Source organism: Roseinatronobacter sp., from assembly GCF_051859525.1.
GTDB lineage: Bacteria > Pseudomonadota > Alphaproteobacteria > Rhodobacterales > Rhodobacteraceae > Roseinatronobacter.
In genome coordinates this window covers 12,546-36,376 of record NZ_JBHYFM010000008.1, presented here as the reverse complement: position 1 = coordinate 36,376, position 23,831 = coordinate 12,546, and the positions used below count along the sequence as shown (strand labels likewise).

Genomic DNA, 23,831 nt, shown 5'->3' with positions numbered 1-23,831 from the left:
AATGACCTTGAAAAAGTTAAACTATGGTATCATCGGCTGCGGTATGATGGGGCAGGAACACCTGCGCAATCTGGCGCTGGTCAACGGCGCGGAAGTGGCCGCCATTTTCGAGCCTGACGCCGGTATGCGCGCGCAGGCCAGCCAGCTTGCCCCACACGCAAAGATGGTTGCGTCACTGGCCGATCTGCTGGCCGTTCCGGACCTTGATGCCCTGCTGATTGCCAGCCCCAACGACCTGCATGTGCGCCAGATCAGTGAAATTGCGGCAACCCGCCCGCTGCCCCTGCTGGTCGAGAAGCCGGTTTTCACCGATCCCGCAGACTGGGACACGCTTGCGGCACTTGATTACGCAGCGCCGCTTTGGGTTGCGATGGAATACCGGTATATGCCGCCGGTTGCCGCGTTGCTGGAACAGGCCCAAAGCGTGACCGGCGGGATCAAAATGCTGAGCATCCGTGAACATCGCTTCCCGTTTCTGGAAAAAGTAGGCGACTGGAACCGCTTTAACGCCAGAACCGGCGGAACCCTGGTCGAGAAATGCTGTCACTTCTTCGACCTGATGCGCCTGATCTTGCAAGATAACCCTGTGCGCATCATGGCGTCGGGCGGGCAGGACGTAAACCATGTGAATGAGCGCTATGACGGGGCTGCACCGGATATCTGGGACAATGCCTATGTGATTGTCGATTTTGCAGGCGGTGCGCGTGCCATGCTGGAATTGTGCATGTTTGCCGAAGGCGCGCGATATCAGGAAGAAATCACTGCTGTTGGGCCAGATGCGCGCATTGAATGCCTTGTGCCGGGGCCGGGGCGGTTCTGGCCTGACCATCTGGGCGCGCCGCCCGTGCCGCAGCTTATTGTAAGCCCGCGTTCTCCCAAGGGGCCAAAACAGATTGATGTTCCCGTAGACCCCGCGCTTTTGCAGGCCGGTGATCACAACGGCTCGACATTCTACCAGCATGACCGCTTCGCAAATGTCGTGCGCGGACATGGCGCAGTCGAAGTGGGCTTGTCGGACGGAATTTGGGCCGTGCAAATGGGGCTTGCGGCGCAGCGGTCCGCGCAGACCGGACAGGCGGTCACATTGGATGCACAGGGGCGCATCATCGTTCAGGGTTGATCTGGTTGCGGGGCGCGTGTTTCAACGTCCCGCGGCAGTCCAGATATCGGCCCGCGTAAGCTGGTTCAGCATTGGTTGCCCCAGCCGGTACCGGCGCAGGTTCTCAATGATAATTCCGACTGAGCGTTCACGCCGATCCGCCACGGGTGGCGAGGAATGCGGGGTTATCATCACATTTGCCGCATCCCAAAGCGGATGTCCGGCTGGCAAGGGCTCAGGCACTGTCACGTCAAGGCCCGCGCCGGCAATCCTGTGGTCATTCAGCGCAGACATCAGCGCATCCTGATCAATCACCTCCCCTCGGGACAGGTTGACGATAAAGGCGCCGGGTTTCATCAGGGAAATCGTTTGCGGGTTAATAAGGTTCCGCGTGGTGTCTGACAGGTTCACCAACAGTATCAGGTAGTCTGCCGGTTCAATGACAGTCGCGATATCATCGCCGTTCTCGGCACAATAGACGCGGTCTACCCCATCAGGCGCGGGGGCATTGCGGCGCCGGTAGCCCACAACATGCATACCGAACGCCTTGGCACGCGGGGCCAGCTCGCGGCCGGTATGCCCAAGCCCGATAATACCCATTGTTTTGCCATATAGCGCACTAAGGCCGGACAGTTCCGGCCCGCCAAGCCAGCGATGCTGCTTTTGCGCATCGATAATCGCAGGAAGTCTTGCGGCATGCGCAAGGCAAAACAACATTGCATGTTCGGCCAGTGCGGGCGCAGACCTGCCTGCGGACCCTGTGACAATCAGGCCGCGGTCAAATACGTCCTTGCGTGCGGAATTGTTCAGGCCCGCATGATCGCAATGAACCCATTTGACATGGGGGGCGTCAAGAATGTCGTCATCAATCTTATCACCTGCAACAACAACGATTTCGGCCTGTGCGAGTACCTCTGCGCGTTGTTGCGCATTGCCCCGGTCGAAGATCTGGCACTGGTCCGGTGCCCCCGCAGCAAGCAATTTGCGCCATAACGGGTCTGCAAGGGGCAGATCAGATGCGAAGGCGATAAGGCGTCTGTGGCGCATTGTTCCGGACTATCCTGTTTCGTGCCTGTTTCGTGGCGTGAAATTCCCGTTATGGGGCCGTGACGTGCCGTGTGGTTATGTTGGGGTTTGCATGATGGGAAACGGCCTTGCGAAATGGCACGCAACCTGATGGCCGTCTGGCAATGTCTGCAATGGGGGTTCGTGCTGCGCGCAAATGTCGGCCGCTATGGGGCAGCGTGTGCGAAACCGGCATCCGCTTGGCACCTTGCGCGGACTTGGCACATCCCCTTGCAAGACGATCCGCTGCCGGTCCTTTTTCAGTTTGGCTTCGGGGGCCGCCGAGAGAAGGGCTTCTGTGTAGGGGTGATGCGGCGCGCCGTAGATCGTGGACTTTTCGCCGATCTCGACGATCTGGCCCAGATACATGACCGCCACACGATGCGCCATGTGGCGGACGACAGCAAGATCATGGGCAATGAAAAGGAAGGAAAAGCCCTTCTCCTTCTGCAAGTCCTGCATAAGGTTGATAACCTGCGCCTGAACCGAAACGTCCAGCGCTGAAACCGGTTCATCCGCGACAACAAAACTCGGGTTCACCGAGATCGCCCGCGCGATACATATCCGTTGCCTTTGGCCGCCCGAAAACTGTCTTGGCAAGCGGTCCATGATGGATGGCGACAGCCCCACCTGTGTCAGAAGTTCGGCAACCCTTTCACGGGTTTGCTGTCTGGACCCTGCCATGCCGAACACTTCAAGGGGCTCTGCGATGATCTGGGCAATGGTCCGTCTTGGGCTAAGGGAACCGTAAGGGTCCTGAAACACCATCTGCGCCCGTTTGCGAAAATGCCTGAATTCTGATCGTGACAGGCTGGAAACCTCGGTTCCCTCCAGAAAAATCTTGCCCGAGGAGGGTTCGATCAGCCTAAGCAGCAGCCGACCCAAGGTCGATTTGCCACATCCGGATTCACCGACCACAGCAAGGGTTTCGCCCGGCCTGACCTCCAGGCTGACATTGTCGACGGCCTGCACGCCCCCGCTGGAGCGTCCCAGGAACAAGCTGGACCGGTCTGCAAACATCTTGCCCAGGTTTTCGGCGCGTAGAACTGGCTGGGTCATGTCGTCACCCCGCTTTCTGAAACAGCTTCTGCGTCACTTGACGTGACCCAACACGCGGCCTTGTGCGTTGAGGAATGCGCATGCAGTTGCGGCATTTCATTGTGGCAGATATCCTTTCGCAAATCGCAGCGATCATAGAACGGGCACCCGCGCTTGACGGACCCCGGTGAAGGAACAGATCCCGGAATCTGATACAGCCGTTCGCGCGTGTCGCTTAAGGATGGAACCGCTGAAAGCAAGCCGCGCGTATAGGGGTGTTTGGGATTTTCAAAAAGCGACGCGATATCGGCGTCTTCGACGACATGGCCAGCATACATTACAACAACGCGGTCGCAAACATCTGCCACAACCCCCAGATCATGCGAGATCAGCAAGACTGCCATTCCAACGCGTTCGCGCAATTGGCGCAACAGGTCCAGAACCTGCGCCTGAATTGTGACATCCAGTGCGGTTGTCGGTTCATCCGCGATCAACAGTTTCGGGTCGCATGCCAGCGACATGGCAATCATGACCCGTTGGCGCATCCCGCCCGAGAATTCATGTGGATACTGCTTTAGGCGGGCTTCCGGTTCGGGAATGCCAACCAGTTTCAGCAATTCCAGAATGCGGTTCTTGCGTTGGGACTCATTCTGTTCCGAATGCAGCATGATCGCTTCGGACAGTTGCGCACCGATCGTCATGACAGGGTTCAGGGAACTCATGGGTTCCTGAAAGATCATCGCGATTTCCTTGCCCCTGATCGCGGGCATCTCGGATCGTGGCAGGTCAAGCAGGTTGCGCCCCTCGAAGACTATTTCGCCAGAGGTGATGCGCCCCGGCGGTTCCGACAGCAGCCTGAGGACTGACAGGGAGGTGATCGACTTCCCCGATCCGGATTCCCCGACAAGGCCGACCGCTTCGCCATGGGCAATGGACAGGTTGACATTGTGCAAAACCTTGATTGCGTGACCGGCAGGACCGAATTCGACACACAGGTCTTTGATTTCAAGAAGTTTACTCATCAGTTGATCTCTGGGTCCAGGGCGTCACGCATGGTGTCGCCAATTATGCTGATTGCCATCACGACAATCGTTATTGCCAAGCCCGCTGTCAAAATCGGCCAAGAGGTTGCGAACATGTTGGAAAGCCCTTCGCGGATAATATTGCCCCAGCTTGCGGCTGGCGGTTGGGTGCCGATGCCCAGAAAGCTTAGTGTCGCTTCCAGTCGAATGGCTGACGCTGTCCAAAGGGTCAGCAAGACCACGATTGGCGCTGCAATATTGGGAACAATATGCCGGACAATAATCATGGGGGTCCGTACGCCTGCTGCGATGGCCGCTTCCACATAGGGTTCTTCCTTGACGGAAAGCGTTGTTGCCCGCGCAACCCGTGCAAACCCCGGCGTGAACGCCACTGTCAGCACGATGACAACATTCCAGAACCCGCCCCCAAGCGCCGCAGCAATCAGGATCGCCAGCAAAAGTTCGGGAAAGGCCATCAGCATGTCGATGATGCGCGTTACAATACGGTCGATAATGCCGCCGAAATAGCCCGCAAGGACACCGAGCGTGCCACCGATCAACGCTGCGAAAACAGGGGACAGAAACCCGATGATCAAGGAATTGCGCGAGCCATAGATCAACCTTGACAAGACATCGCGCCCGAACTGGTCGGTCCCAAGCCAGTACACCGACGACGGCTGCGCATTTACGGACAGGAAACTTTGTGCGCGCGGGTCATGCGGTGCAATCCATGGCGCGAAAATGGCGATCACGGCAAACAGGATGATAACAGTGACCGCAATGGCACCGGCTGGTGTAAGAAACACCGACTTGACGATTGTTCCGGCAAATTTCGGTTCCTGTGGAACCCTGACTTGATCAACTGCAGACATTATTTCACCCGGATCCGAGGGTCGATGATTGCATAGACAATTTCCATCAACAGATTTACGACCACCACAATCGATGCAAAGATGATGATACCTGCCTGAATGACGGGGTAGTCGCGTTCGGAAATCGCATCGATCAGCAAGCGTCCCAGCCCCGGCCGGTTAAACACCAGTTCAACCGCGACAGACCCGGAAAGCGTGCTGAGAACCGAAAGGCCCAGCCCCGTAGACAAGGGCATAAGCGCGTTGCGCAACCCGTGCCGGTAGATGACGCGCGGCTCGCGCGCCCCTTTGGCCCGCGCTGTGCGGACAAAATCCTTGCCAAGCACCTCAAGCAGGGATGTGCGGGCCAAACGGCCGATAAAGGCAATTTTCAACAGCGCAAGTGTCGTGGCGGGCAAGACAATGTGATGCATACGCGCCGCGAACCCGTCCCCTGCACCTGTGATCGGGAAAAGCCCCAAGTTCAACGCAAAGATGATCAGCAGCAAGGCACCAAGGTAGAAATCGGGGATTGCGTAGCCGATCAGCGAGAAGGTGCGAAACCCGACATCGGGGGCCTTGTTGCGATTGATTGCCGCCCAGACACCCAGCGGAATGCCACCGGCAATGCCGATCAGCATGGCCACAATAGTCAACTCGATTGTATAGGGCAGGTTATACCTGATCAGGTCCATGACCGGCACACCCTTGGTGAAGGAGTTGCCGAAATTCAGCGTTACCATGTCTTTCAGGAACTTCAGGAACTGAAGCCAAAGCGGATCATTCAGGCCGAATTGTTCGCGAAACCGCGCAATCGATTCCGGGCGCGCATAATCGCCCAGAACCGCGATTGCCGGATCGCCGGGTAAGATACGCAAGGCGATGAATACCAACGTAAAAACAAGGAATATCGTTGGTATCGAGTCTAGTAGTCTGACGAATATATATCTCGCCATGCGTATCTCCTTGATTAGGACTTCGTCGCGCGGTGGAATCTCCAGCGTGCGTAGCCGCCGTTAACCTCGTAGCCAAGATCAACACGCGAACTGCGAACGGCTGTGAAACCAAGTGTCATGACACCATAAACCGGCAGGTCTTCCTGAACCTGCAACTCGATCTCGCGGCCAATGCTGACATACTCGTCAAAACTGGTGGCAAGTTGCATTTGTTCCAGCTTGTCGTCCACCCCCGGCATTGCCACGCCGTAATGCGAATAGTTTCCGCCGCCTGTGCCATCCGCTTTTACGGCGGCACCACTGGAAAGGTAGCGCATCATGTAGTCCAGCGGGACAGGCGGGTAGCTTGCCGCATGAAGTGCCAGACTGTTCTGATCCTCGCGGTTGGCCCCGTGATAGGCCGAGTGGTCCATCACATTGAGTTCCATATCAATGCCTGCCGGTCGCATCAGTTCCTGCACGATAAGCATTGTGGAACGATAATCTTCCCGCTGACTGACATTTGCAGAGAACCTGATACCGTTGGGATGGCCCGCCTCTGACAGCAACTCTCTTGCGCGGTCGGGGTTGTAATCGTAGCGCAACTCCTCTGGCAGCTGCTCGCGGGAGAAGCCCGTTGGATAGTGGGGGGGCGACAATGAAATCGTCGGGAAACCCATAGGCGTCAGTGCGTTTGCAACTGCATCGGTGTCGATGGCCGTCGCGATTGCCTTTCTGACCAACGGGTCATCAAATGGCGCTTGTGTCAGATTGATGTGAAGCGTCATGAAAGAGCCGGGGTTGGTCATATCCACCAGCAAGGAAGAGTCGCGCTGCATGACCTGATCGATCCAGCCGGGGGCGCGCACGGCTTCGATGATGTCCAGTTCGCCAGCGATAAGCGCCAGTGTCCGGGCGGTGGTGTCCGCCATATAGACAACCTCGACGTCGCGAACATTGGCTGCGCCATCCCAGTAATCTTCATGTCGTGTCAGGCGGCTGCCACTGGATGTGTCGAATGAGACAAGCTCATATGGTCCGGTGCCGATAGAATCGCGGTTGAAGTCGCTGCCCTTCTCCTCCTCGGCCCGTTTGGACACAATAGAGGCACCGTTCTGGAAGATCGTAGACCCAAGGAAAAGCGGGTCCGGCCCGCGCAGCGTGAATGTGACTTCGTACTGCCCCGTTGCCTCGACCTCCTGGATGTTGCCGAAGACGGCTGTGTTCACGCCGTCAAAACGGGCACGGTTGAAGCTGTGGACCACATCCTCAGCGGTCATTTCACCGTAGCCTTTGTGAAACTGGACCCCCTCGCGGATCTGGAAAACCCAAGTCAAGCCATCCGAGGATGCCTCCCAGCTTGTGGCCAGTGTGGGGACGAATTCATCGTCGCTGGCGGCAAAAAGGCCGTCGCGTGGCCGCACGAGCTGTTCAAACATTTGCTCGGTCGCCCAGTTGTCGGCACCCTGTGTCGTCTGGTTCGGGTCAATCGAGCGCGGCCCCCCTGCGGCGACACCCAGACGTATGACATCACTTGATGTCTGCGCCCGGATGATGCCCGGCATAAGCAACGTGCCCGCGACACTCGCGGTGCCTGTTTTTAGCATTGTTCGTCTTGATATCCGCATAATTACTCCTCCCAAGTTTGCGGTTAGCCTCCTAGATCAGCATGCGCTGTAGCGCCTGATGATCGACGTCCAAACCCAACCCCGGCTTGTCAGAAAGCAAGAAAGCGCCGTTGTCCGGGCAAGGTGGATTGATAAAGCCTGCGTTCATGCGTCCGCTTGGATCGGCATATTCTGCCGGTCGTGTCGCGTGCAGTTGGGTGGCCAGAACATGCAGGTTTGCAAGATGGCCAATCACCGGCTGTGTTTGATGGGGCACAAATTCCACGCCGTGTGCATGGCACAAGGCAAGGCACCTCATCAGGCCGGTGATCCCGCCCATCTTGATCAGGTCCGGCTGCACCATTCTGACGCCTGCGCGGATCAGGTCCAGGACCGCTTGCGTTGTATAGGCCTGCTCGCCTGCGGAAACGGTGATATCCAGCTTACGGGCCACTTCGCCCATACCGTGTATGTCGTAATGCTGGACGGGTTCTTCAAACCAGACATATCCAAGGTCTTCCAGCGCGCGGCCAACGCGGATGGCACCCCCGACACTGTAAAGATTGTTGGCATCGAAGGCCAAGGGAAAGTCATCACCCACAAGCTGCCGCACGGCGCGCGCCTTTGCGATGTCGCCCTTGATGTCCGCGTCCTGAACCGTGCGGTCCCCGTCCCAGCGGATCTTTATTGCTGCGGGTTGTTCCGTTTCGAAACGCTGCGCAACTACCCGCACGGTTTCGTCTACGCTGCGACCGTAATTTCCGCCGATTGACGCATAAAACGGAATGCGGGTGCGCCATGCGCCGCCCAGAAGTTTGTAGACCGGCAGTCCAAGCGCCTTGCCGCGAATATCCCAAAGCGCGATATCCAGTGCGGCCAAGGCGCTTGTTACCACACCTTCCGGCCCCAGTTTGACACATTTGTGCAGCAACCGGTCGTAGATTACGGCGCTATCATGCGCATCGGCGCCAATGATGTCAGGCGCAAGGTCGCGGTCGATCACCCCAAGGGACGCTTCGCCGCCCAGCATCGGGGATGCCTCGCCAAAGCCTGTAATCCCGTCTTCAGTCGTGATCTTGACAAACGCACTTCTGCGACCGGGGGCATCCCCCTTTTCCCACTGCACACGCAATGTCTCGACGCTTTTGATATTCAGCTTTTGCATGTGTTTTCCACTTCAAGCGTCAGGTTCAGGAATTGTGTCCTGAACCGGTCCGGAACAGGAACGGGGCGGCGGGTATTCTTGTTGACGAATACATGGGTGAAGGCGCCATCAACGGCACTTTGCGACTGGTCGTTACAGAACACACCAAGCTTGTAGCGCACGGAACTGGTGCCGACATGCGATATACCCAAGCCAATTTCAACCTTGTCAGAGAAAAGCACTTCAGAATTGAATTGCGCACAACTCTCGACGACAAGGACAGCTATATCGTTATTGCGCGGTCCCACATCGTCAATGGAATTCAAATAGGTCAATGCTGCTGTATCAAACCATGCATAAAACTCTGCGTTATTCACATGCCCGAATACATCAATATCATTCCAGCGCGGTGTTAGCGGGACAAACTTCGAGAAGGTGGATTTTGAAGCAGGACGCGATCGAATCATTTTTTTATCCCATGAAGGATTTTCCGGGCTTTCCAGGTTGAGTTTAAACATCGAACCATCCCCCTTTCACGTCGTGCCAGTCCATGATGCACATTTTGCATCCGGATGCAATAATTGCCTGCATCCACGCGATCATTCGGGTCCCTGCGGCCGATATGAATGCCACCGGCAGCGCGCCATGCGCGGATCCGTCCGCCAAACATGGCATCAGCCATCGCCGCTTCGTTGATATGGGCGTCATAGAAGTCGCCGCTTCGGCCCGCGAACAAGTAAATGTCCGATTCGCTGATCGTCTGGGTGAAGCGATCACTGTCACCGGTCTGGCAATGCGGGGCCTGCGTCATCTCGCATTCTCCTTGAACTGGGGCGGCGGCATCCTACGCACTTGCGACAAGATTGGTCCGGAGGTGGCGCGCAACAATCACTGATCTATCAGCGACCAGAAACTCCTCGCTTTCGAAGAATATCTTGCCATTGCGTTCAAATACTTTGGTGATCTGCGCAGATGTGCTGACGATGCTGCCGGCCTTCAACATCGCGAAGTTCTGTGTTTCGACGGACGTGAACACAGGGGCAAGCGGGAACTTGTAGCTACTCAGCACATCAAACATCGTAAGCCGGACCATACAACCCGGATGCGCAATCGCGTTGTCTACAAAGACAGGAAGCGCATTTCCCATGGCCCTGCGCGATATGTTCAGCGCGTTGTCGTCTATCACCCGTTCCGTGGTAAAAAATTGCAGTCCGGGGACCAGATCGGCAACGGACAGGGCGGGTTTTGTTGCTGGCGGCGCGTTGAATTTCATATCGGCCAGTGTCGGGGCAGGGGTCCCGTGTGCCGCTGACATTGTGCCAAGCACGACAATTTCACCATCTTCATTTCTAACGGTAACGTCGACGGTGCCATCTGCGGAAGGTCGGGCTGCAAGTGTCAGGGTGTCGCCATCGTATACGGGTCTGCGGAAACGAACCTGAATCCCGCCCTGCGACATCCAGTCCGACCCCCAAAGGTCCAAGGCCAGTCGTGTGGCATAGTCATAAACGAATGCACCGGGGATCAGCGCCGCTTTATATCCCTGCGCCTTCGCAACGCTGTCTTCGTGCACGCTGCCGCGATAGCCGGGATTGTCATCAAGTATGGCCTTGATCGTCACCTCTGAAACAGGGTTACTCATTTCAGGCGTCCTTGTCCGGGGCATCTGCTATTGTTCGGGATTTTTGCAGATGCGCATATTCTGTTTCCGCGTATCCCAGCAAATCCTTCAGGATATATGCATTATCAGCCCCGAATGCGGGCGCGGCAGTGCGATATGACCCCGGAGTTCCGCAAAGATGAAAGGGCAACCCGGGATGTGCATGACGGCCCGCCACCGGATGATCAAGTTCGGCAAAAAAGCCCCTGTGCGCCAGATAGTCCGACCCGAACACGTCCTTGGGCGAATTGACCGGCGCTGCGGTAACCCCTGCCGCCTGTAGCCGGGCTGCAAGCTGGTGTTTGCAATGGGTGCGTGTCCAGTCGGCAATAAGCGCATCCAGCACATCTTCGTTGGCTTTTCGCGCCTGCAGGCTGGCAAAGCGGTCATCTGATGCCAGATCGGGATGTGACATCTCTGCGCATAATGCGGCCCACTGCTGTTCGTCCTCGGCTGCGATCACAATCCATTCATCCGGGCCATCGGCTGGATAGGCATTGTGGGGCGCGGCATGGGCGACACGGTTCCCGTCAGGCTCGATATCTGTTTTCCAGACTTTCGTCGAAAGGATTTCGCCACCAATGAACTGCATTGCGGCTTCGACCTGCGACATTTCGATATGTTGCCCCTGCCCTGTCTGTTGCCGATGAAACAGCGCCGTAGCAACAGCCGCCGCCGCGTTGAACCCCCCGATCGGGTCCAGATAGGATGGTCCCGTAATGGTCGGTTTGCCGCCCTTGTAGCTGATCGCCGCTGACATTCCTGCCGCCATCTCCATGGTTGGTCCCAGCGCAGCATAAGAAGAATGCGGCCCCTTCAGGCCGAAAGCAGGCATTTCAATAACAATGAGTTCGGGTTTTTCGGCTGAGAGCGTGTCGAAATCAAGGCCAAGCCGCTGCAGCATTCCGGGCCGGAAGTTACATATCAACACATCACTTTTCAGGATCAGTTGTTTAACAGCCTCCAGCCCGCCCGGTGCCTTCAGGTCAATTCCCAGCGAGCGCTTGTTCACATTCTGGGAATTGAACAGGAAAACCCTGTCCCAGCGCCGCTCCCCCGCATCAAAATCCGGAAAATTGACCGCCGAGGGGTGCCCTTTGTTTGCCCGCCAGGTGTTCGTGCGCGTCGGCGACTCGATATGGATCACCTCTGCGCCAAAATATGCCAGAACGCGGCCCGACATCGGGCCTGCCCATGCCGTTGTCAGTTCAACGACGCGTATATTGTCGAATGGAAGCATGGCTTAAGGGCCTTCCGCATCAATTAAATCAGCTGGTGTCCTTGGTGTTCCCGACATGCGGAATGGCGGGCCAAGGACAGGCAGTTCCTGCCCTGCGTGCATTTCCCAGTAGCCGCGCGCAATAAGGTGTGGGCTGTCAAGCAACTCGCTCGGACGATATGCGCAGGCCGAAATGACCTGTGCGCGCTGCAATCGCGCCACAATATCCTCTGCGTCGCAGTCCTGCACCTGTTGTTGGATGATCTCGAACAGCGCTGACCAGTTCTGCCCCCGATCATCGGTATGCGCAAACCGTGCGTCTTCTATCAGGTGTTCAAGGCCAAGAACCTTGCACATCGCGCTGAAGCGATGCGGATAAATCCAGATGCAAACCCAAGTGCCCCTGCATTTTACCTGACCAGCCGGGATATCCTGATCCCCCCTGCGCCGGTCGGTCCCGTTATAGGCGTATTGCAGCGCATAGGGCATGCACATAGCCGCCGTTGTTTCAGCGATATCGATGCGTGCCGACTGGCCGGTGCCAGTGCGGTTTCGTGCATATAGCGCTGTCGTCGCGCTGATGAACCCGGCAACACCGGCGGCATAGGATGCACGATTGCCGACACCATAAAGTGGCTCGCGCCCGGCCTCGCCATTGTTGGACATCATGCCGGACAGGGCCTGATATACCATTTCGTTTCCGCGCCATTTCGACAGCGGACCGTCAGCCCCGAAGGGTGATATTTCAACACATACAAGCCGTTCAATCCCAAGGGCTTCTATCGCGGGTGTCATGCCTTGGGCGACAACAATCACATCCGCGTCACGGGCAAGTTCGCCAAGCGCATCGGCAGAATGCGGAAAGGCGACAGTCTTCTTGCCTTTGTTGATATGCATGTGGGTCAAGGAACGACCCTGCTGATCAAAAGGGCCGATGCGCTGGACTGCGGACCCGTCGTCCGGTTCGGCCAACAGAACCTCTGCGCCGAAGTCGGCCAATAGCCTTGTGCAGTACTGTCCGGCGATCGACCCGCTAAGGTCAACAACACGAATCTGGTCAAAAGCTGCGTTCATTCCCGTCCTCCTGCTGGTAGGTTAGGAAAGACTGCATCCGGATGCAAGAATAAATTAAAGTGTTTTTTCTACTGAACTGTTGACATGCGGGCACTGGGGTTGTCTTGAAACAATGTGGGTTTAAAACGAGTGCGAAGAAAATGGACCGAAAACCATTAACGTCCAGACAGTTGGCGAAACTGCTTGGCGTAAGCCAATCGACAATATCCAGAACTTTTTCTCGCGAGTCGAGCGTTTCGCCCAAGACGCGTGAAAAGGTTCTGAAGGCCGCAGATCAGTTGGGATACCGGCCAAACGCAATCGCTAGAATTCTGTCAAAACATGAATCAGATATTGTCGGTGTCGTGACGGCGGATATTCTTAGTCCGTTCTACCTTGATCTGCTAAACCAGCTATCCGTCAAGATGCAGAAGAACGGGCTTCATCCGCTGCTGTTCAACTTGCCAGCCGGTGCGGATGGCGCGGACCAGCTTGATGTGTTGCGCCAGTATAATGTCCGCAATGTTATCGTCATATCAGGCCGGATTGCCAGTTCGGCTGTCGCAAGATGGGCCGAGGACGGGCGTTCGGTTATCTTGATCAATCGCAAGATGGACGCGAATGTCGGCAGCGTGCGTTCGGATAATACCGCCAGTTCCAAGCTGGTTGCGGACCATTTCAATGATCTTGGTATGAAGCGTGTCGCGTTCATTGGCGGGCCGACCGGAACGCCGACCAGCATGGAACGCGAAGCGGCGTTCACGCAGCGCGTGGCAGAACTGGGCATGACCTTGTGTGCCGTCGGCGGCGGGCAGGAGTATTCACATGAAGCAGGTGTCGAAGCGGTCAGAAGCGTCATAGGCAAAGAACCCGAAGCGATTTTTTTTGCAAATGACCGCCTTGCCATTGGCGGAATGTTTGCCCTGCGCGGCGAGCTGTCTTTGCGTGTGCCCGACGATATTTCGATCGTCGGGTTCGACGACATTGATATGGCCGCCTGGACCGGAATTGAGCTGACAACCGTTCGTCAGGATGTCACCGCAATCACGGATGCCGCCATGGCGTTGCTGGAGGCAGCGATACTGGGGCAGCCCGGTGCTACAGACTCCATAGAGATCCCTTGCGCATTGATTGAACGGAAAACCACCGGCCCTCGACGCAATTCTGCGGGTGAAGGGGGCGCTGGGGCCATAAACGGTGCAGATGCCGCTTCGCCGGTTCCGTCGACCAAGTGATCTGTTTGCTGTGCGCGGAATGCCCGCGCGGGCAGGGGCGGTCTGTGGCGCGCGTTGCCAGCAGTTTTCGGAATGCGCTGCTTAAACCATCATTCTGCGCGGGTCTTTGATCATCTGTGTCATGTGGCTCATGAACTTTGCGGCGTCTGCGCCGTTGATGACGCGGTGGTCATAGGACAGGTCCAGCGGGACCATGGGCACGGGGCGGGGGGTGTCGCCATCCCATTGGGTGACGATCTGGGTGCGGGTAATGCCAAGGATGGCCAGTTCGGGCGGGTTGACGATGGGGGTGAAGGCGGTTCCGCCGATCCCGCCCAGATTGCTGATGGTCATGGACGCGCCGCCCATCTCGTCGGGTTTGATCTTGCGTGCCTGCGCGCGCGCGGCCAGATCGGCCAGATCGGCGGCAATGCCCCACAGCCCTTTGGTGTCGGCGTTGCGGATGACCGGCACCATCAACCCGTGGGGGGTGTCAACGGCGATACCGATATGGACATACTCCTTCAGCGTCAGGGTCTTGCCATCTGCCGACAATGACGCGTTGAACCGTGGAAAGGCCCGCAGGCAACGCGCCAGTGCCATGACATGGAAGGCCAGCGCCGTCAGTTTCACGCCCCGCGCTTGCGCCTCGGCCCGCCACGCCTTGCGCAGTCGCTCAATGGCCGAGACATCTGCGTGGTCGTGATGCGTGACTTGCGGGATCAGCGCATTGGCCGCCCCCAGATTGCGCGCGGCCACTTGCGCAAAGCGGCCCATCGGCTCGGTGGTGACCGGCCCGTATGCGGAATGATCCACATCCCAGTAGCTTGTGTCGCCCGCTGGCGCGGGGGTGGCGGATGCGCCAAGGTCTTCCGGTCCCATGGTCTTGCGTCCCAACTCGCGGGCACGCGCGTCGATATCGACACCTTGTTCCAGTGCCATGCGCCGTGTGCTGGGGCTTGCGATAATGTCTGACATGTCTGCCCCCTTACCAACTGGCCGAAATATATTGCGTTTCCATGAATTCCAGCATCCCTTCATGCCCGCCTTCGCGCCCAAGCCCCGATTGCTTGGTCCCGCCGAAGGGGGCTGCGGGGTCGCTGACCAGACCACGGTTCAGGCCCACCATGCCGTAATCCAGCCGCTCGCAGACCTGCAAGCCGCGCTTCATGTCACCCGAGAACACATAGGCCACCAGCCCGTATTCGGTATCATTGGCGCGGGTGATGACGTCGTCCTGATCGGTGAATGTCTGGAGTGCTGCGACAGGGCCGAAGATTTCATCATGCACGCAATCGGCGTTTTCCGGCACATTCGACAGCACCGTGGGCGGGTAGAAGTAGCCGCGCCCGTCGGGCACCACGCCGCCGCATTCCAGCTTCGCGCCTTTTGCGATGGCATCAGCCACGAATTCGGCCACCTTGTCGCGGGTGGCGGCATTGACCAGCGGGCCGACATCTACATTCGGGTCTGTGCCATCGCCCACCTTTAGGGCGGACATGGCCGCACTCAGGCGGCGAGTAAATTCCGGCGCGATCTTCTCATGCACATAAATACGGTTTGCAGCGGTGCAGGCCTCGCCCAGATTGCGCATCTTGGCCAGCATCGTGCCCTCGATCGCCACGTCCATATCGGCATCATCAAACACGATCACCGGCGCATTGCCACCCAGTTCCATCGCGGGTTTCAGCACCTGATCGGCAGCCCCTTTCAGAAGCGTGCGGCCCACACCGGTGGAGCCCGTGAAGCTGACCACCCGCACGCGGGGATCATGCAGCATATGGTCCACCAATGCGCCGGTTTTCTTGGATGGCAGCACATTGACCAGCCCCGGTGGCACGCCCGCTTCCTCCAGCAGCGGCATCAGCGCCAGCATGGTCAGCGGTGTTTCCGACGCGGGCTTGATGATCACCCCGCAGCCCGCCGCCAGCGCGGGCGCAATCTTGCGCGTGCCCATCGCCGCCGGATAATTCCACGGCGTGATCAGCACGGCCAGCCCCGCGGGCCTGTGCTGCACGATGATGCGCGCGCCACTGCTGGGCGCGTGCGTGATCATCCCGTCCGCGCGCACGGCCTCTTCGGCAAACCAGCGGAAGAACTCGGCGGCATAGGTCGCCTCGCCCATCGCATCCGCACGCGCCTTGCCGTTTTCCAGCGTGATCAGATGCGCGAAATGGTCCAGCCGTGCGGTCATCAATTCCCACGCTTTGCGCAGCACTTCAGACCGCGCGCGCGGCGTGCGCGCCGCCCACTCGGCCATCGCGGCCTCTGCGGCATCCATCGCGGCATCGGCATCGGCAATACCGGCAGACGCGACAGACGCCAGCACCTGTTCATTGGCGGGGTTTATCACGTCGAAGCGCGTGGGCGTCTTGTGCCATGCGCCGTTGATATAAAGATCGGTATAGTCCATGGCTACCTCGAAGCTTAAAGCAGGTGGCGCAGCGGGTCCTGCATGCGGCCTGCGAATTCGGAAAGAAGGGCAATCGCGCCATCCGGGGCTAACTGGTCGGGGCTGCATTCCAGCACCAGTGCCAGCCCCGCCCCTGCCTGCATCAATGTCAGAACCGGTACATCTTCTGCCCCTATGGTGACCGTGCGCAGATGGGTAGCGCGCAGATCGCGCAGGCGCAGATCGGGGGCTGCATCACACTCGGTGACCGCGGACAGGTGGCGGTGATCGGGCACAGCGAAGGCACGCTGTTGGCCAAACCGCTCAATAGCGACTGTGACAGCTCCGCCCAAACTGGCCCCGGCCAGTCCTGCAAGCAATGCGTCTGCATCTGTCATGCCCTGCGCCTCGGCGGCCCATAGCGCGAAGGGGACAAAGCCGTCCTGCGCACATTCCGCGTCCAGCCGTATGGCCTGAACGGCCATGCCCGTCTGTGAGGCGGGGGCTTCAGCCGGCAAGCCCTCCAGAACCTCCAGATCACGCATATGATAGGGTTGCGGATGGCCCGCCTGCACCAGCCGCGCCAGATCCAGCCCCTTTTCCAGTGCCACGCGCCGCAGCTTGGGCGAGGCCAGAATCCGGTCGCCAGCAGGTTGCGGCGCGGGCGCGTGTGGTGCGGCAGGCTTCGATGCAGCAGGGGGGGCTGCTTTCGCCGGTTCCGGTTCCTTCCCGGCCTTCGGCGGGGGCGCGGCTGCCGCCATCCCGCGCGCAACGGTGTTGTCGGGCCTGTTGGCCGCGATCACGGCGACGGCCTGCCCCACCGGCACCGCATCCCCGGCCTGCGCCAGAGTTGCGGCCAGATAGCCGGCAATGCCTGCGGGCACTTCCATCGTGGCCTTGTCGGTCTCCACCTCGAACAGCAGATCATCTGCGCCGACCTCTGCCCCCAACTCCACCAGCCAGCCGACCAGCACACCGCTGTCTTGCGCCATGCCAAGTTGCGGCATGGTGACCTCACGGCCCTCGGGCAGGTTGTCTTGCGCAGGGCTGTCATTCGGGGCGGGGCTGTCACCGGCCGCATCGGCACTATCGGATATGCGCGCAATCACCTGCCCGACAGGCACGTCCTCGCCTTCAGCCGCCGTCACATGGGTCAGGAACCCGCTGGCCTGCGCCTCAACTTCCATCGTGGCCTTGTCGGTTTCCACCTCGAACAGGGCATCGCCCTTGGTCACGGCATCCCCCGGCGCTTTCAGCCATTGCGTCAGGCGTCCGGCATCCTGTGCCATGCCCAGTTGGGGCATTGTCACGTCATGCGGCATGGATCAATTCCCCCGCGCAGAGCCTGCGCGCGTTGGCCGCCACCTGTTCGGGCGTCGGTACGGTCAGATCCTCCAGCGCGGGACTGAAGGGCACCGGCACATCCATCGCGCCCATGCGCAGCACGGGGGCGTCCAGATGGTAAAAGGCCTTTTCATTGAGCCGCGAGGCAATCTCGGCCGTCACCCCGTAGCTTTGGTGCCCTTCATCAATGACAATCGCGCGGCTCGTTTTCTTCACACTTTCCAGCAGCGTCGTCTCATCCAGCGGCACAATCGTGCGCGGGTCGATCACCTCGGCGCTGATCCCCTCTCGCGCCAGTATCTCGGCGGCTTTCTCGGCCACCTGCACCATGGACGATGTGCCGATCAGGGTAATGTCACGCCCCTCGCGCTTCACATTGGCCACACCGAAGGGGATCAGATATTCCTCCTCCGGTACAGGGGCCTTGTCCTGATACATCAGCTTGTCCTCAAAAATCACCACAGGGTTGTTGTCGCGGATGGCGGTTTTCATCAGCCCCTTGGCCTCATAGGCCGAAGACGGCATCGCCACTTTCAGCCCCGGAATATGCGCCACCAGCGCTTGCAAGGACTGGCTGTGCTGCGCGGCCGACCGCCGTGTGGCCCCCATATTGGTGCGCAACACCATCGGAACAGTCAGCTTGCCGCCCGACATGTAGTGTTGCTTGGCCGCCTGATTGCACAGCTGGTCCATGACCAGATAGATGAAATCGCCGAACATCAAATCCACAATGGGCCGCGCGCCGGTCATCGCCGCGCCCACCGCCAGCCCGACAAAGCCCGGCTCGGAAATCGGCGTGTCGATCACGCGGTCTGTGCCGAATTCCTCGACCAGACCGGACAGCACCTTGAACGGTGTGCCGGCCTCGGCCACATCCTCGCCCATCAGAAACACCGATCCGTCGCGGCGCATTTCTTCGGCAATGGCTTCATTCACAGCCTGCGATAGCGTTATCTCGCGCATTGTCTTTCCTCCTCAGGCCGCAAAAACATGCATGTCTACTTCGGACGCATCCGGATAGGCCGCGTCCAGCGCATAGGCGACCGCCTCTGCGGCATCCTTCTCGATCTCAGCATTCAGCGCATCGAGATCCGCCTCTGTCGCAATCCCCTCGCTGACCAGATGGGCGCGAAACCGGATGATCGGGTCACGGTTTTCCTTCCAGTCCTTTTCTTCTTCCTTGGAACGGTAGTATTCGCGGTTAATGTCGCCGACATGGTGGCCGTGGTAGCGATAGGTCATCAATTCCATGAAGAACGGCCCCTCGCCCTTGCGCGCGCGCGCCACCAGTTTGCGCGTCAACTCATTGACCGCCAGCACATCCTGCCCGTCCACCTGATGCGCCTCGATCCCGAAGGCTTCCGCCCGCGCGGTGATGGACCCTGCGGCGATTTCCTCGGTTTTGGTGTATTCCGAATAGCCATTGTTCTCGCAGGCATAGATGACCGGCAAGCTCCACAGGGCGGCCATGTTCATCACCTCATACATCAGCCCCTGCGCGGTCGCCCCGTCGCCGAAGAAGCACACGGTCACATCATCCGCACCTTGCAATTTCGCCCGCAGCGCAGACCCTGTCGCAATCCCCATCGACCCGCCGACGATGGCATTCGCGCCAAGATTTCCATGGCTTTGATCGGCAATATGCATCGACCCGCCCTTGCCCCGGCAATATCCTTCCGCCTTGCCCAGCAATTCGCAGAACATCTGTTTGAATTCTGCGCCCTTGGCCACGCAATGGCCATGCCCGCGATGGGTCGATGTGATGCGGTCATCATCCGTCAGCGCCTCGCAGATACCCACGGCAACCGCCTCCTCGCCTGAATACATATGCGTCAGACCGGGCATCTTGGCGGACAGATACAACTGGTTGGCGTTGTCCTCGAACGTCCGTATCCGAACCATCTGGCGATACATCCGCAGGTAATCTTCGGTATTCGACCTGGCATTGGCCATGGGGGCTCCTTTCAGGGCCGAACGCCCCATTTCATCTTGCAAAAAATACTCCCGCCGGAGGCCACGCCCCGGCAGGGGCGTTCAGTAGCGGTTGGCAATCGGCAGGTCTTCGGCGGGGAACAGGCTGATCACTTCGCAACCCGTCTCGGTCACGACCACTTCTTCCTCGATCCGTGCCGCGGAGTAGCCGTCTGTGGCGGGGCAATAGGTCTCCAGTGCAAAAACCATGCCCGTCTTGATTTCCATCGGGTGGTCCAGGCTGATCGCGCGGCTGATGATCGGGCGTTCATGCAGCGCCAGCCCCAGCCCGTGGCCGAATTGCAGGCCAAAGGCCGATTGTTCGTCCGGAAATCCGAATTCTTCGGCCTTGGGCCAGACCTCGGCCACTTTGTCCGTGGACACACCCGGTTTGATCATGGAAATCGACGCATCAATCCATTCGCGCGCCTTCACATAGGCATCATTCTGCGCAGGTGTCGCGCGGCCAATGTTGAAGGTGCGATAGTAGCAGGTGCGATAGCCCTGATAGCTTTGCAGAATATCAAAGAAGGCCTGATCACCGGGGCGGAAGTAACGGTCGGTGAAATTATGCGGGTGCGGGTTGCAGCGCTCGCCTGAAATCGCGTTGATCGCTTCGACATCATCGCTGCCCATTTCATACAGCATCTTGTTCGACATCGCGACGATATCATTCTCGCGGATACCGGGTTTCAGTTCCTCATAGATCATGTGATAGACACCATCGACCATGGCGGCAGCTTGGGTCAGCAACTGGATTTCATCCCAGTTCTTGATCTCGCGTGCCGCCAGCATGATCTGCTGGCCGTCAACCACATTCAGCCCCTCTTCTTTCAGGGCATGGAACATGGCCGTTTCCGCGTAATCCACGCCCACCGGCATGTCGCCCATGCCTGCATCACGGATCAGGCCGGCGATTTCACGCGCATATTTCCGCATCAGCCCGAATTCCGGCGGGATCGTGCCGCGCATGCCCACCACACCGGCACGGCAATGATCAGGCACCAGCCAGTCGCTGAATTTCTTGTGGTGCATCGCCGCCGAGCCGAAATCCCACACATAGGGCGCGTCATCGCCCGTCAGCAGGCAGAAACGACACATCTTGTCGCGTTCCCATTCGCCGATCTTGGTGGCGCTGACATAGCGGATGTTGTTCACATCGAACAGCAACAGCGTGCCAGCATTCGACGCCTGCAACGCCTGACGTGTGCGCGCCAAGCGGTAGCGGCGCAGGCGGTCATGGTCGATGCGGCGTTCAAAATCAACCGAGGTGTGGCCCCAGGCAGGCAATCGCCCTTCCCAGCGCCAGTTGGGTTCAAGGTCTTGGGGCGTCAGCAAATTGGGCATCAAGGCTCGGGACATAAGGCTACTCCGTCCGGTGCATGCTGCCATGCACCGATTGTCTGAAGGTTGAATTGGGAAATGCGGTGTGTTTGCGTTACTGGATGCACCAGCCGCCATCGATATGGATCATCTGACCCGTCATATAGTCGCTGTCGGAACTGCACAGAAACGCGGCTGTGCCCTTAACATCATCAGGGTAGGACACACGCTTGATTTGCAGTGCGTCGCGTACAATGTCGTCATAGGCCTGACCTTCACGGTCCTTGAACCCGATCTCGACCAAATCCTTGTCCAGCTGTTCCCAAAGGGGCGTGACCACCACGCCGGGCGCATATCCGTTGACTGTAATTCCGTGTTCTGCCAGCCCGATCGCGCCGCAATGCGTCAGCGCAAGGCAGCCATATTTCGACGTGCAATAGACCGTCACATCCACAAGCGGCTTGCGCGACGCGATGGAGCCGACATTGATCAGCTTGTAGGGGTAGTCCTGCTTGCCCTGTGCGATCATCTGGCGGGCGGTTTCCTGCATGCCTAGCCACATGGCCTTGGTGTTGACATTCATGATCATGTCCCAGTTGTCCTCATCTATATCCATGAAGAAGCGGGGCTTGTTCAGGCCAGCATTGAACAGGCCCACATTGATCATGCCGAATGCGTCTACAGTGGCTGCGACGGCGGCGGCATTGTCCTGGCGTTTGGTGACATCCATGCGCACCGCAATGGCGCGGCCATTGCCTTTGGCGTTTATCTCGTCTGCCAGGGATTGCGCCGCGTCCAGATCCAGATCGCCAAGGCAGACATTCGCACCTTGTGCGGCAAAATGCTCGGCGTTGCAGGCGCCCATGCCGCGTGCTGCCCCTGTGATCAGAATATTCTTGCCTTTCAGGCGGGTGGTATCCATGGCGTCCTCCTCGGCGCAGCTAGATTTCAAAAGCGGTTTCAGCCCGTGACTGGGCGCGTTTCAATGCGTCGCGCGGTGATGTGACCCCGCGCAGCATGTCGTGCATTTCCTGACCGCAGATCTCGATAATCTCAGAGATTTGCGGAATCGGCGGGCGTGGCCAGTATTGCAACTCGTCACGCAGGGACATCGCGTCCACGGCCTCGAAAATGGGCGAGATGCGGCGCACCTCCGGGTCTGCGCCCACCGAATAGCGCGGCGCGGTACGGCTGCCGTTCAGCACATACAGTTTCTGCGCTGCCGGTGATGTGAAGGCGATCAGCGCCTCTGCAGCAGCGGCGCGCCGTTCTGGTGCCAGATTGGCAGGAATGCCCAGGACATACCCGCCAACGGGCGCTACCGGATTTCCTTTCGGGCCTGCGGGATGCGGCAGATACCCTGTGTTCCCGTTGGCGGGCGACACCGGGTCGCGTTCAAAATATGGCGCCAGCAATGTATAGCCATAAGCCATTGCAATCTTGCCTGATGCATAGGGCCGTACGCGTTCATACCATGACATCGACAGAATATCGGGGGGCGAATACTCCATAAGTTTCAGCAGGTATTCGCAGGCATCAAGTGCAAGCGGCGTGTCGATCGTCGGACGCAGATTCTTGCGTGCTGCCGTATCGGCACCAAAGCCGCCAGCGATTGCGTGCAGGTTGACAATGGGTTGCCCGAAATCGGCACAGGTCATCAGAAACTGGTGACCCAGCGCCGTGCCGCGCGCTGCATTCCACGCGATACCATAGCGCCCGCGCTGGGGGTCGTGAAAGTGGCGTGCCGCCTCGATCAGCTTGTCAGTGGTGTCAGGCGGCGGAAGGCCTGCATCGGCAAACAGGTCCTTGCGGTAAAACAGCAATTCCGGTGTTGTCTGGCTGGGCACGCCATACGGGCGTCCACCCCAATGCGCTGCCATCCAGCCAGCGGTGTGAAAATCGGGCGGGTCCAGGCGGTCCGTTTCAAGGCACTCGTCCAGTGCCATCAGGACACCCTTCCGGGCAAATTCACCGATCCACGGCAGGTCGACCGCGATGATGTCATACTTGCTGAAACGGCGTTCCGCATTGCGCAATGCCTCAACGCGCAACCTGTCTATCGAGAAGGCGCGCTGGCTGATATTGGTGCCGATAATCTGTTCAAACTGGCGTTTCAGGGTGTCCATGACCATAAAGGTCGGATCGCCATGCACCAGAACACGCAGCCCGCCGCCTAATTGAAGTGGCGCAGGCAATACCTGCGGGGGCGCGATTGACTGACTGGCGGGAAGGTAGGATGCGCCGAAATAATACTCTTTGTCGCTGACCGGCGCGCTGCCCGCAGCTTCGGCGCCCAATCGCATGATGCGGTCGGCGAACTGGCGCCAGTTCGCCATCAGGCGGTCTGTTGGATGAAGCGAGAACGACCGGCCGGAACGGGTTCTTGCCCGTTGTTCGATCAAGCCGCTCTCCAGCATATCCTGCAACTTGCGTCTGGCTGTGGCGTAAGGCACCTCCGAGGTGGAGATCAGCATCGTTGCCGTTACTATTTTTCCGCTAAGATGCGCGCGCAGCAGGGCGACCACCATGTTCAGATACGGGTTCGGTTCGGCAATTTCCAATGCGGTATCCAGTTCGGCGGTTACGGCCTCCAGAAACGCCAGTGCAGCGGGCAGCGCCGAGGATTCGACAGCACCAGCCGGTCCGGTGTGCCTTGCCACCCTTGAGAAATCTTCTTTTTGAATATTTCCCATCCGCACGTCACTATTCTTTCTCTGGTTATGGGGCGTCGTCATGCCCTTGCGCGATTCAGCCACTGAGCTAACTCCTTCAGGATGTCCAAAACTGACAGATCATCATATGGACGAAATGTTCAAAATGAACAAAAATATGTCCAAATCGACTATATCTGCGGTGTTGCGTGGGGCGAAAGACGGCAAGACTTCAGGGGTTAC

22 protein-coding genes and 1 pseudogene are annotated in these 23,831 nt (G+C 58.6%); 3 read left to right on the top strand and 20 right to left on the bottom strand.

Annotated elements, in window-relative coordinates:
- Window position 1: 1 nt before the first annotated feature.
- Window positions 2-1,120 (top strand): Gfo/Idh/MocA family protein, encoded by a 1,119-nt coding sequence (locus ACTIE1_RS08700; RefSeq protein ID WP_439561475.1) that lies wholly within the window; start codon window positions 2-4, stop codon window positions 1,118-1,120.
- A 21-nt stretch (window positions 1,121-1,141) separates the two neighbouring features.
- On the opposite strand, the gene ACTIE1_RS08695 is transcribed toward ACTIE1_RS08700, so the two are convergent.
- From ACTIE1_RS08695 to ACTIE1_RS08640, 12 genes are all read right to left on the bottom strand, one after another.
- Window positions 1,142-2,146 (bottom strand): D-2-hydroxyacid dehydrogenase, encoded by a 1,005-nt coding sequence (locus ACTIE1_RS08695; RefSeq protein ID WP_439561474.1) that lies wholly within the window; start codon window positions 2,144-2,146, stop codon window positions 1,142-1,144.
- Window positions 2,147-2,221: 75 nt separating this feature from the next.
- On the bottom strand, window positions 2,222-3,223 hold the full coding sequence (locus ACTIE1_RS08690; protein ID WP_439561473.1) for an ABC transporter ATP-binding protein: 1,002 nt from the start codon (window positions 3,221-3,223) through the stop codon (window positions 2,222-2,224).
- Window positions 3,220-4,224, bottom strand: coding sequence for an ABC transporter ATP-binding protein (locus ACTIE1_RS08685; RefSeq protein WP_439561472.1), 1,005 nt, complete (start codon window positions 4,222-4,224; stop codon window positions 3,220-3,222). The genes ACTIE1_RS08690 and ACTIE1_RS08685 overlap by 4 nt, the downstream gene beginning before the upstream one ends.
- Window positions 4,224-5,096 carry an ABC transporter permease gene (locus ACTIE1_RS08680; RefSeq protein ID WP_439561471.1) on the bottom strand — a complete coding sequence of 291 codons (873 nt, stop codon included), beginning with the start codon at window positions 5,094-5,096 and terminating at the stop codon, window positions 4,224-4,226. Before ACTIE1_RS08680 ends, ACTIE1_RS08685 begins: the two co-directional genes overlap by 1 nt.
- Window positions 5,096-6,031 (bottom strand): ABC transporter permease, encoded by a 936-nt coding sequence (locus ACTIE1_RS08675; RefSeq protein ID WP_439561470.1) that lies wholly within the window; start codon window positions 6,029-6,031, stop codon window positions 5,096-5,098. Before ACTIE1_RS08675 ends, ACTIE1_RS08680 begins: the two co-directional genes overlap by 1 nt.
- Window positions 6,032-6,045: 14 nt before the next feature.
- Window positions 6,046-7,617 carry an ABC transporter substrate-binding protein gene (locus tag ACTIE1_RS08670; RefSeq protein ID WP_439561469.1) on the bottom strand — a complete coding sequence of 524 codons (1,572 nt, stop codon included), beginning with the start codon at window positions 7,615-7,617 and terminating at the stop codon, window positions 6,046-6,048.
- A 52-nt stretch (window positions 7,618-7,669) separates the two neighbouring features.
- Entirely contained in the window at window positions 7,670-8,782 is a 1,113-nt protein-coding gene (locus ACTIE1_RS08665) for a mandelate racemase/muconate lactonizing enzyme family protein (RefSeq protein WP_439563337.1), read from the bottom strand.
- On the bottom strand, window positions 8,770-9,279 hold the full coding sequence (locus tag ACTIE1_RS08660) for an acyl-CoA thioesterase (RefSeq protein ID WP_439561467.1): 510 nt from the start codon (window positions 9,277-9,279) through the stop codon (window positions 8,770-8,772). The genes ACTIE1_RS08665 and ACTIE1_RS08660 overlap by 13 nt, the downstream gene beginning before the upstream one ends.
- Window positions 9,225-9,572: a hypothetical protein gene (locus tag ACTIE1_RS08655; RefSeq protein ID WP_439561466.1), complete on the bottom strand. Its 348-nt coding sequence runs from the start codon at window positions 9,570-9,572 to the stop codon at window positions 9,225-9,227. Before ACTIE1_RS08655 ends, ACTIE1_RS08660 begins: the two co-directional genes overlap by 55 nt.
- 33 nt (window positions 9,573-9,605) lie before the next feature.
- Window positions 9,606-10,403 carry a MaoC family dehydratase gene (locus ACTIE1_RS08650; RefSeq protein WP_439561465.1) on the bottom strand — a complete coding sequence of 266 codons (798 nt, stop codon included), beginning with the start codon at window positions 10,401-10,403 and terminating at the stop codon, window positions 9,606-9,608.
- A 1-nt stretch (window position 10,404) separates the two neighbouring features.
- Entirely contained in the window at window positions 10,405-11,661 is a 1,257-nt protein-coding gene (locus ACTIE1_RS08645) for a CaiB/BaiF CoA transferase family protein (protein WP_439561464.1), read from the bottom strand.
- 3 nt (window positions 11,662-11,664) lie between these two features.
- A complete protein-coding gene (locus ACTIE1_RS08640; protein ID WP_439561463.1) occupies window positions 11,665-12,714 on the bottom strand; it encodes a CaiB/BaiF CoA transferase family protein in 1,050 nt (349 codons plus the stop codon).
- Window positions 12,715-12,854: 140 nt separating this feature from the next.
- On the opposite strand from ACTIE1_RS08640, the pseudogene ACTIE1_RS08635 reads away from it, so the two are divergent.
- Both ACTIE1_RS08635 and ACTIE1_RS08630 read left to right on the top strand, forming a co-directional pair.
- Window positions 12,855-12,998: pseudogene (locus tag ACTIE1_RS08635) on the top strand (LacI family DNA-binding transcriptional regulator); the annotation flags it as partial.
- Window positions 12,999-13,058: 60 nt separating this feature from the next.
- Entirely contained in the window at window positions 13,059-13,928 is an 870-nt protein-coding gene (locus tag ACTIE1_RS08630) for a substrate-binding domain-containing protein (protein WP_439561559.1), read from the top strand.
- Between the two features lie 81 nt (window positions 13,929-14,009).
- Here the strand turns inward: ACTIE1_RS08630 and ACTIE1_RS08625 are convergent, their stop codons facing one another.
- From ACTIE1_RS08625 to ACTIE1_RS08590, 8 genes are all read right to left on the bottom strand, one after another.
- A complete protein-coding gene (locus ACTIE1_RS08625; protein ID WP_439561462.1) occupies window positions 14,010-14,885 on the bottom strand; it encodes a 2-oxo acid dehydrogenase subunit E2 in 876 nt (291 codons plus the stop codon).
- Between the two features lie 10 nt (window positions 14,886-14,895).
- Window positions 14,896-16,320 (bottom strand): NAD-dependent succinate-semialdehyde dehydrogenase, encoded by a 1,425-nt coding sequence (locus ACTIE1_RS08620; protein ID WP_439561461.1) that lies wholly within the window; start codon window positions 16,318-16,320, stop codon window positions 14,896-14,898.
- A 14-nt stretch (window positions 16,321-16,334) separates the two neighbouring features.
- Window positions 16,335-17,621, bottom strand: a complete 1,287-nt coding sequence (locus ACTIE1_RS08615) for a biotin/lipoyl-containing protein (RefSeq protein ID WP_439561460.1) — start codon at window positions 17,619-17,621, stop codon at window positions 16,335-16,337.
- The gene (locus tag ACTIE1_RS08610; protein WP_439561459.1) at window positions 17,611-18,606 is read right to left on the bottom strand and encodes an alpha-ketoacid dehydrogenase subunit beta; all 996 of its coding nucleotides are present in this window, start codon (window positions 18,604-18,606) and stop codon (window positions 17,611-17,613) included. The genes ACTIE1_RS08615 and ACTIE1_RS08610 overlap by 11 nt, the downstream gene beginning before the upstream one ends.
- 12 nt (window positions 18,607-18,618) lie before the next feature.
- Window positions 18,619-19,596: a thiamine pyrophosphate-dependent dehydrogenase E1 component subunit alpha gene (locus ACTIE1_RS08605; RefSeq protein ID WP_439561458.1), complete on the bottom strand. Its 978-nt coding sequence runs from the start codon at window positions 19,594-19,596 to the stop codon at window positions 18,619-18,621.
- 81 nt (window positions 19,597-19,677) lie between these two features.
- Window positions 19,678-20,976 (bottom strand): M24 family metallopeptidase, encoded by a 1,299-nt coding sequence (locus tag ACTIE1_RS08600; RefSeq protein ID WP_439561457.1) that lies wholly within the window; start codon window positions 20,974-20,976, stop codon window positions 19,678-19,680.
- A gap of 76 nt (window positions 20,977-21,052) precedes the next feature.
- Window positions 21,053-21,859: an SDR family NAD(P)-dependent oxidoreductase gene (locus tag ACTIE1_RS08595; protein WP_439561456.1), complete on the bottom strand. Its 807-nt coding sequence runs from the start codon at window positions 21,857-21,859 to the stop codon at window positions 21,053-21,055.
- Between the two features lie 19 nt (window positions 21,860-21,878).
- Complete coding sequence (locus ACTIE1_RS08590; RefSeq protein WP_439561455.1) at window positions 21,879-23,630, bottom strand: ABC transporter substrate-binding protein; 1,752 nt, start codon at window positions 23,628-23,630, stop codon at window positions 21,879-21,881.
- Window positions 23,631-23,831: the final 201 nt, after the last annotated feature.

Bases quoted from the DNA above. Each gene is read 5' to 3' on its own strand.
- ACTIE1_RS08595 (WP_439561456.1), bottom strand. From the start codon at position 21,859: ATGGATACCACCCGCCTGAAAGGCAAGAATATTCTGATCACAGGGGCA.
- ACTIE1_RS08590 (WP_439561455.1), bottom strand. From the start codon at position 23,630: ATGGGAAATATTCAAAAAGAAGATTTCTCAAGGGTGGCAAGGCACACC.
- ACTIE1_RS08655 (WP_439561466.1), bottom strand. From the start codon at position 9,572: ATGACGCAGGCCCCGCATTGCCAGACCGGTGACAGTGATCGCTTCACC.
- ACTIE1_RS08695 (WP_439561474.1), bottom strand. From the start codon at position 2,146: ATGCGCCACAGACGCCTTATCGCCTTCGCATCTGATCTGCCCCTTGCA.
- ACTIE1_RS08665 (WP_439563337.1), bottom strand. From the start codon at position 8,782: ATGCAAAAGCTGAATATCAAAAGCGTCGAGACATTGCGTGTGCAGTGG.
- ACTIE1_RS08620 (WP_439561461.1), bottom strand. From the start codon at position 16,320: ATGGACTATACCGATCTTTATATCAACGGCGCATGGCACAAGACGCCC.
- ACTIE1_RS08650 (WP_439561465.1), bottom strand. From the start codon at position 10,403: ATGAGTAACCCTGTTTCAGAGGTGACGATCAAGGCCATACTTGATGAC.
- ACTIE1_RS08615 (WP_439561460.1), bottom strand. From the start codon at position 17,621: ATGCCGCATGACGTGACAATGCCCCAACTGGGCATGGCACAGGATGCC.
- ACTIE1_RS08600 (WP_439561457.1), bottom strand. From the start codon at position 20,976: ATGTCCCGAGCCTTGATGCCCAATTTGCTGACGCCCCAAGACCTTGAA.
- ACTIE1_RS08625 (WP_439561462.1), bottom strand. From the start codon at position 14,885: ATGTCAGACATTATCGCAAGCCCCAGCACACGGCGCATGGCACTGGAA.
- ACTIE1_RS08640 (WP_439561463.1), bottom strand. From the start codon at position 12,714: ATGAACGCAGCTTTTGACCAGATTCGTGTTGTTGACCTTAGCGGGTCG.
- ACTIE1_RS08660 (WP_439561467.1), bottom strand. From the start codon at position 9,279: ATGTTTAAACTCAACCTGGAAAGCCCGGAAAATCCTTCATGGGATAAA.
- ACTIE1_RS08605 (WP_439561458.1), bottom strand. From the start codon at position 19,596: ATGGCCAATGCCAGGTCGAATACCGAAGATTACCTGCGGATGTATCGC.
- ACTIE1_RS08675 (WP_439561470.1), bottom strand. From the start codon at position 6,031: ATGGCGAGATATATATTCGTCAGACTACTAGACTCGATACCAACGATA.
- ACTIE1_RS08680 (WP_439561471.1), bottom strand. From the start codon at position 5,096: ATGTCTGCAGTTGATCAAGTCAGGGTTCCACAGGAACCGAAATTTGCC.
- ACTIE1_RS08610 (WP_439561459.1), bottom strand. From the start codon at position 18,606: ATGCGCGAGATAACGCTATCGCAGGCTGTGAATGAAGCCATTGCCGAA.
- ACTIE1_RS08645 (WP_439561464.1), bottom strand. From the start codon at position 11,661: ATGCTTCCATTCGACAATATACGCGTCGTTGAACTGACAACGGCATGG.
- ACTIE1_RS08700 (WP_439561475.1), top strand. From the start codon at position 2: ATGACCTTGAAAAAGTTAAACTATGGTATCATCGGCTGCGGTATGATG.
- ACTIE1_RS08690 (WP_439561473.1), bottom strand. From the start codon at position 3,223: ATGACCCAGCCAGTTCTACGCGCCGAAAACCTGGGCAAGATGTTTGCA.
- ACTIE1_RS08685 (WP_439561472.1), bottom strand. From the start codon at position 4,224: ATGAGTAAACTTCTTGAAATCAAAGACCTGTGTGTCGAATTCGGTCCT.
- ACTIE1_RS08670 (WP_439561469.1), bottom strand. From the start codon at position 7,617: ATGCTAAAAACAGGCACCGCGAGTGTCGCGGGCACGTTGCTTATGCCG.